We start from the raw sequence: 9,706 nt of genomic DNA on the forward strand, positions 1-9,706 counted from the left end.
CACCTCGGGGCGGTCGGCCGCGAAGCCTCGGCGGGTGAAGAAGACCGAGCGGTCGGTGATCACGTCACCGGTGCGCACCAGTTCGCGGAACTCGCCGCCGTGCCGGGCGGCGGCCAGCTCGGCGCCCTGGGCGATCCAGCCGGCGATCTCGCCCTCGCGCAGCCGCCGGGCCTGGTCCTCGTCGGCGGCCGGGCGGACGGCGGTCACGTCGGTGGCGTACGAGAGGCCCTCGGCGTGCAGGGCCTTGGCAAGCAGGTGGGTCTGCCAGGAGCCGATGGCGAGGACGACGGTGCCGCCCTTGAGGTCGGCGACCGTCCGCACCGGGCCGTCCGCACGCACCAGCAGCGCGCCGTGGTCGGGGCGGGGCGCGGAGACCGCCGCGTAGACGAGGTCATGGCCGGCGGCCTGGGCGGTGATCGGCGGGGTGGAGCCGGTGCCACCGAAGTCGATGGTGCCGTCCACGAGCAGTTCGCCGGTGCGGGTGCCGTCCCGGTAGTGGTGGAACGCCCCGGTCTCCCCCAGTTCGGCCAACTCCTCGTCCAGGTAGTCGAGTCGGGAGAGGTAGTAGAGCGAGGGGTTGCTGGCGTGGACGCCGAGGGTGATGGCCAAGGGGATCAGCTCCTGTGGTGCGGAAGGGGGTCGGAGGATTCGGGGGTTCAGTGGACGCCGAGGTCGGCGAGCAGGCGGCGGCGCAGGTCGGCGAAGGCCGGGTCGGCCGGGTCGCGCGGGCGCTCGACGGTGACGCGTTCGTCGCGCACCAGGCCGCCGTCCCGGAGCACGGCGACCCGGTCGGCGAGCCGCACGGCCTCGTCCACGTCGTGGGTGACCAGCAGGACGGCCGGCCGGTGGCGGCGGACCAGGTCGCCCACGAGGTCCTGCATGCGAAGCCGGGTGAGCGCGTCCAGGGCCGCGAACGGCTCGTCGAGCAGGAGGAGTTGGGGCTCACGGACGAGAGCCCGGGCGAGCGCGGCGCGCTGCGCCTCGCCGCCGGAGAGAGTGGCCGGCCAGGCGTCGGCGTGCCGGTCGAGGCCGACCTCGGCGAGCGCCTTGAGCCCGGTCTCCCGGGTGGCGGCGCCGCGCGGCAGGCCGACGGTGACGTTGGCGAGCACGCGCTTCGAGGGGACCAGCCGGGGCTCCTGGAAGACCACCGTGCGCACCGGCGGCACCAGGACGGTGCCGCCGTCGGCCCGGTCGAGGGCGCCGAGGATGCGCAGCAGGGTGGTCTTGCCGGTGCCGCTGGCGCCGAGCAGGGCGACGAACTCGCCGCGGTCGATGGAGAGGTCGACGCCGTCGAGGACGGCGCGGTTGCCGAACACCCGGCGCAGGCCGCGCAGGTGCACGGCGGGTGCGGCCTCGGTGGCGGTGGATGTGGACGCGGCGGTGGTGGTGGGCGTGGTGCTCATCGGGCGGCTCCCTGGGTGACCTTGCGCCAGGGCATCAGGACGCGCTCCAGGAGGCGGACGACACCGTCGGCGGTGAGTCCCAGCAGTCCGTAGATCAGGATGCAGACGGCGAGGATGTCGGTGCGCGAGTAGTTCTGCGCCTGGGCCATCAAGTAGCCGATGCCCTCGGTGGAGTTGATCTCCTCGGCGGCGATCAGCGCGATCACGCTGAGCGTCATGGACAACCGCAGTCCGGAGAGCAGCGCCGGAAGGGCGCCGGGCAGGACGACGGTGCGCACGATCGCCCAGCGGCCGAGGCCGAAGCTGCGCATGGCCTCGATGAGTTTGCGGTCGGTGTTCCGGACGCCGCCGGAGGTCGACACGTACATCGGGAAGGTGGTGGCGACGCCGATCAGGGCGACCTTGGCGGTCTCGGTGATGCCGAACCAGACCATGAACAGCGGGACCAGCGCGAGGAAGGGGACGGTGCGCAGCACCTGGACCGCCGAGTCCAGGAGCTCCTCGCCGAGGCGGAAGAAGCCCGTCACGACGCCGAGCACCAGGCCGGTGGTGGCGCCGATCAGCAGGCCGAGGCCGGCCCGGGTGAGCGAGACGGTGAGGGCGTCGGCGAGTTGGCCGTTGCCCCACAGTTCGCCGACCGCCTCGGCGACCTGGGCGGGTGAGGCGAGCACGTCCTGGGTGAGGGCGCCGGTGGCGGAGGCGAGGGCCCAGCCGCCGAGCAGGGCCAGCGGGCCGAGGGTGCGCAGGGTCAGGGCGAGGGCGCGGGGGCGCGGGGTCTGGAGGCGGGTGCGGGGTTCGACCAGGCCGGCCGCGCGGGCGGCGGCGGTGCCGTGGTCGGCGTCCTGTCCGGCGGCGGGCGCTGTCGCCCGTTCGTTCAACCGGTCGGTGGTGGTGGTCACTTGGCACCGGTCCCGAGCTTGTCGACGTCGATCAGGAAGGGATTGACGTCGACCAGTTGCTTGGTGACCTTCTGGTCGGCGAAGAACGCGGCGACGGTGCCGAACCGGGTGATGTCGGCCTCGCCGATGGCTCCGGCGGCGGAGCCCTGCCGGGAGACCTCGATCGCGACGTTCTGCTCGGCGGGGGTGACGGCGGTCGGCCCGGAGTCGGTGAAGACGTTCAGGTAGGCGGCCGGGTCGGCCTTCTCCTTGAGGCCGTTCTCGCGCAGGTAGTCGTAGAAGGCCTTGACCACCTCGGGGTGCTTGTCGGCGAAGCCGTTGCGGACGGCCCAGACGGCGTAGTTGTCGGAGCCGACCTCCTTGCCGTTGACCAGGAAGTGGGCGCCGGAGTTGGCGATCGACGGAGTGGAGAAGGTGTTCCAGGTGGCCCAGGCGTCCACCTGGCCGGAGTTGAAGACGCCGGAGGTCTGGTCGGCGCGCAGGTAGACCCGCTCGACCTTGTCCGCCGGGACGTTGTTCTTCTCCAGTGCCTTGAGCAGCAGGTACTCGCTGGTGCCGCCCTGGCTGACGGCGACCTTGCGGCCGACGAGGTCCTGCACGGTCTTGATCGGCGAGTCGTTCTTCACCAGGATGCCCTCGCCGACGCCGTCGGGGGCGGTCTGGGCGAAGAGCTTGAAGCCGGGCTTCTGGGCGAGCGCGGCGACGGCGGAGGTGATCGATCCCTGGGCGACGTCGAGTTGGTCGGCGGAGAGCGCCTGGGCGGCGGGGGCGAACGGGCCGGCGCTGCCGGTCCAGGCGACCTTGGCGTGGACGGCGGCCAGCGCCCGGTCCAAGGAGCCGTCCTTCTTGCCGAGGGCGAGGAAGCCGTTGTTGCCGGGGTCGGGCACCCGGAGCACCACCTCGGCCTTGCCGCCGTCGGCGGAGGCCTTGGCTCCGTCGGCGGAGGAGCCGCAGGCGGCCAGGGCGGCGGTGGCGAGCAGTGCGGTGGCGGCGAGGGCGAGGCGGGAGGGGTTCACGGGGTCGACTCCTGAGGAGGGATGACTGGGTGTCGGCGCTCGGCGGCTGACAAATGACAACTGACAGATTTCAGATGACGGATAACAGATGACAGATTTTGAAATCTGTTATCCGTCATCCGTCAGCCGCCATGCGTCCGCCCTTCGGCGCGGCGGGCGGCGAGGAGGGCGTGGGCGGCGCGGAGCGGCGCGGGGTCGGTCCAGGCGTGGACGTCGACCGGACCGGCCAGGAAGCCGTGTCGCTCAAGGAAACGCTTCTGCTGGTCCAGGAGGGCGAGGCGCTCCTCGGAGAGATCGAGGTGCAGGGTGCGGTGGCCACCCCGTGCGTACGCTCCGGCGACACCCTCCTCCCCCGCGCCGGTCTCGGCGCTCAGAATGCGCGCGACCTCCGCCGGGCGCGCGGCGGCCCAGTCGGCGGCCTCCAGCAGGACGGCGAGGAAACGGGCCACCAGGTCCGGGCGCTCGTCCAGCAGCCGCTGGTGGACGGTGATCGGGCGGGGCGTCCCGTTGTTCACCCGGGCACGGCGGTCCGGCGCCTCGTCCAGCTCGACGGCGACCTCCGCGCCGATCCGGCGGGCCGCCTCGACCGCGAGCGCGCCCTTCACGTAGACCGCGTCCACGACGCCGTCGCGCAGCGCCGCCAGCTCCGCGGCCCACTGCCCACCGCCGGGCGCGGCCGGCACGTCCACCAGTTCCGCGTCGTCCAGCGTGAGACCGGCGAGCGAGAGCGCCCCGTGCAGGCCGGCCAGGGCCATCGCCCGCCAGAAGTCGATCGCGATCCCATGTCGTGGGACGGCGAGGCGCCGGCCGCGCAGCTGCCCGGGACCGGTGATGCCGCTGCCGGCCCGGACCAGGACGACCTGGCGCTCCTCGATCCAGGTGAGCCCGATCAGCCTGGTCCGCTCGCCGCGCGAACGGGCCCAGAGCGCCGGCACGTTGCCGCCCTCGCGGAACAGCCCGGTCAGCGCGTGGGTGTAGTGGTGGTCGGCGGCCACCTCCGGCGGCACGTCCTGGAGCGAGCGGACGGCGATGCCGTCGGGGGCGAACTCCCGGCCGAGCCAGCCCTGGTCGGCCGCGACGCCGGTCGCGGTGGGGACCGGGCAGCGGGTGAACCAGAGGGTGTCGGGCGCCCCGGGGGCGGTCGCGGGCGGAGCCGACGCGGTCGGGGCGACGGCGGTGGGGCTGTCGTGATCGGGCACGGTGGGCTGGTCCTCTGCGGCAGGGTGCGGCGGACGCGGCGGAACGCGGCGCGGCACGGGTCAGCAGGCGTGGTGGGGCGGGGAGTCCACGGGGTGGTCGGCGCGGACGACGACGGCGCGTCAGCGACAACAGACGCAGGGAGCGGGGCACCGGCGGTTCGTCACGGCGCTGCTCCTTCCTGCGGTTCGGTGCGCGGCGGGCGGGGCCGCCCGGTGCGCTGGTACCGAGCGTTCCACGAACGGGGGCCACCGAACAAGGGTTTGCCACATCATGGGATGCGTTGTTCATGAACGGCATCCTTTTGCAACGCCGTTGACACATTCCCTCAGCACACGCTGCCATAGTCTGGGAGCGACTCCGGTGAACCGCCCGGAGCCAAGGACAGAACGAGGGGTGCCATGGCCGAGGCCGTCACCGCCGTCCAGAGCCCGCCGGCCGGCGCCCAGGCCGTCCAGCGGGCCCTCGGGCTGTTGCACTGCTTCCACGACAACGGCCCCGATCTGAGCGCCTCGGACCTGGCCCGCCGGATGGGCCTGTCGGTCTCCACCGCGCACCGGCTGGCCCGTACCCTGGTCAGCGCCGGGTTCCTGGAGCAGGACGAGCAGACGGCCCGCTACCGACTCGGCCCGGCCGTCGCCGAGCTGGGCCAACTCACCTTCCACCAGCGGGGCCTGCACCTCGCCGCGCCGGAACTCGACCTGCTGTCACGCCGCACCGGCGCCGCCGCCGACCTGGCGATCCGCAGCGGTCCGCACGCGGTGATCCTGGTCGGCGCCTCGGTCCGCCCCGACACCGGGCTGGGGTTGCGCCGCCCGCTGCACTCCACGGCGCTCGGCAAGGTGCTGCTGGCCTGGCCGCGCCCGGGCGACGCGGGGGTCTCGACACTGGGCCCCCTGCCGCCGTTCACCGACCGGACCATCACCGAACCCGGTCTCCTGGACGAGGAGTTGGCGAAGGTCCGGGAATCCGGCTACGCGCTCAATGACGGCGAGTCGGCGGCCGGCGTGCGGACGGTGGCCGTGCCGGTGCTGGACGGTGCCGGACAGGCCCGCTTCGCCCTCGCCGTCCGCTCGACGCCCGCCCACCTCACCGACGAGCGGCTGGACTGGTTCCTCGGCCACGCGCGGTCCTGCGCGGGCGCGCTCGCCGTCCTGCTGCTGCCGCCGGATCAGCGAATATGACGTGCCGTCAATAAAGACCGAAGGGCCGGGCGTTCAGGGGGAACGCCCGGCCCGACTGGGAAGCGATCAGGCGACCGGGGTGTACTTGTAGCCGACCCGCCGCACCGTCACGATGCTGTCCCGGTAGGCCACGCCGAGCTTGCGGCGCAGCCGGGCCACGTGCACGTCCACCGTGCGGCCGTCGCCGACGTGGCCGTAGCCCCAGACGGCGGAGACCAGGTGGTCGCGGGTGTGCACCCGCTGCGGGTGCTCGGTCAGGTGGGCGAGCAGCTCGAACTCCAGGTAGGTGAGGTCGAGCAGTCGCCCGTCCACGTAGGCGTTGCGGCGCTCCACGTCGACCGTGATGCCACGGCCGGCGGGCCGCACCGGCCGGACGGGGATCCCGGTGGCCGGCGGGGCCGAGAGCGCCGGTGCGGGCACGGTCGGGGCCGCGATGGAGGGGACCGAGCCGAACGGCACGGCGGCGGACGGGCCGGCCGGCGCACCGGCGGCGGGGGCATGAGCCGGAGCCGGGACGGACGGGGTCGCGATGGAGGCGACCGGGAAGCCGGTCGGCGCGGCGCCGCCCTCGGCCGGGACCAGCACCAGGTAGCCGACCATCGGCTGCCCCGCCGAGGCGCCGAACTGCGCCCCGTACTGGGCGAGCAGGGCCTGCGGCAGCGAGCCCTGCGGCAGCGCGGCGACCACCGCCGCGCCCTCCGGGAGCGCCGCGAGCAGCGCCTGCGGCGGGAGCGACGGCACGACCGGGGCCGGGCCGGACGCCACCGGGGATACGGCCGGACCCACCGCGGCGGGCGGGACGGAGCCGGGCTGACCGGCCGGGCGCTGCGGAAGGGTGCCGGTGTGCCGGCGTTCGGGGCTGGGGGTGACCGAGCGGACCGCGCGCAGGTGCGGGGTCGCGGAGGGAAGGGGAAGGGTTGCCGTGGAGGTGGTGGACATGATGCCGCTCATTTCGCGCGTGACGGACGGGGTGGAGTCGTCTGCGCGTCGACCGGGCGTACTGCCGAGGACTGACCCGAGGTCAGCGGAGCGAGTACCGGGACGCGCTGGGCGATCCCGGACACGTCTGGTCGAACAGGTGCGGTTGCCGGGACGGCCAGAACGGCTCAAGGTCGGCGGGCCGACCTCCTCTTCCGTCCGCGGCACGGTTCCCGCGCCCATCCGATCGGGTGGACCCCGCGCCGCGCCGCGTCACCACGGCCGCCCCGACCGTCCCGGCGGCGACGCGGATGGCGGCGCCGGCGGTGGCGTTGGTGGCGGCGGACGGGTGGCGGGTGGTGCTGGCGAGGTTCACTGGTGCTCTCCGCGAAGCGGGCAGGGACGACGGCGGCCCACCGGACGGCTGTCCGGTGTTGCCGGGTCGACGGTGCGAGGGGTCGTCGTCCTCCGCCGGGGCCCGGTCGGGCGGTCCGGACGGGCCCGGCCGATCAGGGGGGATCCCCGGGCGGCGGGCGGCGACGACGGTGAGGTGGACGGCGAAGGGTGGCGAGGTCAGCGACAGCAGGCGCTGCAGATCAGCGCGTGGTCGATGTACCGCCGGACGGTCAACGCCGGGGTGACCGGGACGGGGAAGGACAGGGAGGCGGACACGGCCGCCGCGCGTCGCTGCTCGACGTTCACGGTACGGCCCTCCCCCCTCTGGTCCCGGTGCGCCGGCACGTCCCTGTGTCGTGCGGCGGCGCTCGTGCCGGACGCCCTCGGAGCGCGGCACGTTCGAGGCACCCCGGCAACGGGCCGGGCGGCCTTCGTCCCCAGAGCCTTCCACGCCGGGCCGGTCAAGGCAACCTGCCTGACACCGATCGTCCGACATGTGAACACCGGAATGAGACGCTGACGTGGCGCCACCCTCCGTGGCGGGAGCGGCGGGCCGTCCCCGCAAGCCTTCCGCGCCGTCCCGGCAGGGCTTCCGGCCCCGTCCGGCAAGGCCTCCGGCGCCCGGGCCGAAAGCGTCCGGGCCGAAAGCGTTCGGGCCCGGNNNCGCTCCGGCGGCGGGCGGCCGCGTGCTCGACCAGGGCCACCAGCAGTTCCTTGCCGTCCTCGCGGAGGCGGGCGTCGCAGAGCATCACCGGGATGCCCGGGTCGAGGTCGAGCGCGTCCCGGACCTCCTCGGGGGCGAACACCTCGCTGCCCTCGAAGCAGTTCACGGCCACCAGGAACGGGATGCCGCGCTGCTCGAAGAAGTCCACCGAGGGGAAGCAGTCCGCCAGCCTCCGGGTGTCGGCCAGCACCACCGCGCCGAGCGCGCCCCGGGCCAGCTCGTCCCAGACGAACCAGAACCGGTCCTGGCCGGGCGTGCCGAACAGGTAGAGCGCGAGGCCGGGCCGCAGGTCGATCCGGCCGAAGTCCATCGCCACCGTGGTGGTGCGCTTGGCCTCGACGCCCGCGGTGTCGTCCACCGGCCGGCCCAGCTCGCTGAGCTCCTCCTCGGTGCGCAGCGGGCGGATCTCGCTGACCGAGCCGACCAGCGTGGTCTTGCCCGCGCCGAAGCCGCCGGCGACCAGGATCTTCACCGCCGCCGCCGGACCGCCTCGCCAGCGCGGGTCATTGGCCCGGTCGTTCGCCCGCTCGTGGCCCCGGTCGTGGGCGGCCGACGGCGGGACGGCGGCGGTCGCGGGCAGGTCAGAGCGCACGGAGTCCATTGATCACGTCTCGCAGCAGGCGCTCGTCCGGCAGCTCGGCGAGCGGAACGGGTCGGGTGACGCTGATCAGGTCGGCGTCGTAGAGGTCGCCGAGCAGGACGCGCACGACGCTGACCGGCAGATCGGTGTAGGAGCCGAGCTCGGCCACTGAGATCGGCTCCCGGCGGCACCAGGCCAGGATGGTCTGGTGCTCCGGGTCGAGCACATGGGCGGGTACGGCGCCCGTGACCGGCGAGGGGTCCTTGGCGACGATCAGCGAGATCAGGTCGAACAGGCCGTCCTCGACGGGCCGGGTGCGGCCGCGGGTCATCGAGTACAGCCGCACCACCGGGCCGGCGTCGTCGTCGAACCAGCGGTCGTCGACCGGGGTCCGCGCCTGGAACAGGTCGAGCCCGGGCTCGTCCCCGTCCGGGGCGTCCGGTCCCCGGTCGCCGGGCCTCCGGCCGTCCTGGTCCCGACCCCGGCTCTGGTCCGGCTCCGGCTCCTGGTCCGGCTCCTGGGCCTGGTCCGAATCCGGGTCCGGTTCCTGGTCCGGGGGCACCGATGCCGGCTCCTCGTCCGCCATCGGACCGCTCATCTCCCGGGCGGGGCCACGTCGGCGCGCGGTTCGGCGGCCAGGTGCTCGCCGACCCGCTTGACCAGCAGGGCCATCTCGTAGGCGATCTGGCCGATGTCCGCCTCGGCCTCGCTCAGCACCGCCAGGCAGCTGCCGTCGCCGGCCGCGGTGATGAACAGGAAGGCCTCGTCCAGCTCCACCATGGTCTGGCGCACGCCGCCGACCTTGAAGTGCCCGCCGGCGCCCTTCGCCAGGCTGTGGAAGCCCGCCGCGACGGCGGCCAGGTGCTCGGCGTCCTCCCGGTCGAGGCCGCGGGAGGCGCCGGTGGCCAGGCCGTCGCTGGAGAGGATCACCGCGTGCCGCAGCGCGGCGACGCGTCCCACCAGGTCGTCCAGGAGCCAGTTGAGGTCTCCGGGCGACTGCGTCGAAGTGGTCATGAATCTGTTCCTTCCGCTGGAGCGGGTGGTGCGGGTGGTGCCTGTCGTGCCGGTCGTGCCAGTGGTGCCTGTCGCGCCTGCGGTGCGGGTCGAACGGGCCGAGCGGGTCGTACCGGTGGTGCGGGTGGTGCGGTGCCTTCGGACGGCCCGTGGGACAACGGACCGGCGGGTGCGCCAGGTTCCGCCGTGGCGCGCGGAGTGCGGAAGAGCCTGGTCGGCGGCGGGACGGGCGCGCGGCGGGCCAGCGGAGCCGGCTCGCCACGGGCGGGGCCGGGCAGCGCCGCCGGGGCGGGTGCCGGACTGATCGCGCGACGGCCCGGGTCCGGCGGCTGCCAACCGGGCGCGGTCCTCGGCGACGGGGCCGGCGACGACGAC

At 74.3% G+C, this 9,706-nt stretch carries 10 protein-coding genes and 1 pseudogene; 1 reads left to right on the plus strand and 10 read right to left on the minus strand.

All coding sequences use genetic code 11. The features are described from left to right. The 5 genes from ABD308_RS21645 to ABD308_RS21665 all read right to left on the minus strand — a co-directional run. The coding region (locus ABD308_RS21645) for a PhnD/SsuA/transferrin family substrate-binding protein (protein WP_344337700.1) at positions 1-609 on the minus strand (609 nt) is incomplete at its 3' end. A gap of 47 nt (positions 610-656) precedes the next feature. Then, positions 657-1,403, minus strand: coding sequence for an ABC transporter ATP-binding protein (locus ABD308_RS21650; RefSeq protein WP_344337703.1), 747 nt, complete (start codon positions 1,401-1,403; stop codon positions 657-659). After that, the gene (locus tag ABD308_RS21655) at positions 1,400-2,206 is read right to left on the minus strand and encodes an ABC transporter permease (protein ID WP_344337744.1); all 807 of its coding nucleotides are present in this window, start codon (positions 2,204-2,206) and stop codon (positions 1,400-1,402) included. Before ABD308_RS21655 ends, ABD308_RS21650 begins: the two co-directional genes overlap by 4 nt. Before the next feature lie 92 nt (positions 2,207-2,298). Next, complete coding sequence (locus ABD308_RS21660; RefSeq protein ID WP_344337705.1) at positions 2,299-3,318, minus strand: ABC transporter substrate-binding protein; 1,020 nt, start codon at positions 3,316-3,318, stop codon at positions 2,299-2,301. Between the two features lie 122 nt (positions 3,319-3,440). After that, complete coding sequence (locus ABD308_RS21665; RefSeq protein WP_344337707.1) at positions 3,441-4,517, minus strand: ABC transporter substrate-binding protein; 1,077 nt, start codon at positions 4,515-4,517, stop codon at positions 3,441-3,443. A 399-nt stretch (positions 4,518-4,916) separates the two neighbouring features. On the opposite strand from ABD308_RS21665, the gene ABD308_RS21670 reads away from it, so the two are divergent. Then, positions 4,917-5,699, plus strand: coding sequence for an IclR family transcriptional regulator (locus ABD308_RS21670; RefSeq protein WP_344337710.1), 783 nt, complete (start codon positions 4,917-4,919; stop codon positions 5,697-5,699). Positions 5,700-5,765: 66 nt separating this feature from the next. Here ABD308_RS21670 and ABD308_RS21675 read toward each other — a convergent pair whose 3' ends face one another. The 5 genes and pseudogenes from ABD308_RS21675 to ABD308_RS21695 all read right to left on the minus strand — a co-directional run bounded on the left by ABD308_RS21675 (position 5,766) and on the right by ABD308_RS21695 (position 9,331). Further along, a complete protein-coding gene (locus tag ABD308_RS21675) occupies positions 5,766-6,638 on the minus strand; it encodes a winged helix-turn-helix domain-containing protein (RefSeq protein WP_425554824.1) in 873 nt (290 codons plus the stop codon). Positions 6,639-7,190: 552 nt separating this feature from the next. Further along, positions 7,191-7,319 (minus strand): hypothetical protein, encoded by a 129-nt coding sequence (locus ABD308_RS21680; protein WP_344337714.1) that lies wholly within the window; start codon positions 7,317-7,319, stop codon positions 7,191-7,193. A 368-nt stretch (positions 7,320-7,687) separates the two neighbouring features. Next, positions 7,688-8,338: pseudogene (locus tag ABD308_RS21685) on the minus strand (GTP-binding protein); the annotation flags it as partial. Next, positions 8,319-8,648: a DUF742 domain-containing protein gene (locus tag ABD308_RS39745; protein WP_425554825.1), complete on the minus strand. Its 330-nt coding sequence runs from the start codon at positions 8,646-8,648 to the stop codon at positions 8,319-8,321. The gene ABD308_RS39745 and the pseudogene ABD308_RS21685, both read right to left, overlap by 20 nt. 263 nt (positions 8,649-8,911) lie before the next feature. Continuing rightward, the gene (locus ABD308_RS21695; protein WP_344337720.1) at positions 8,912-9,331 is read right to left on the minus strand and encodes a roadblock/LC7 domain-containing protein; all 420 of its coding nucleotides are present in this window, start codon (positions 9,329-9,331) and stop codon (positions 8,912-8,914) included. Positions 9,332-9,706: the final 375 nt, after the last annotated feature.

Origin of the sequence: Kitasatospora putterlickiae, from assembly GCF_039527695.1 — a bacterium.
GTDB lineage: Bacteria > Actinomycetota > Actinomycetes > Streptomycetales > Streptomycetaceae > Kitasatospora > Kitasatospora putterlickiae.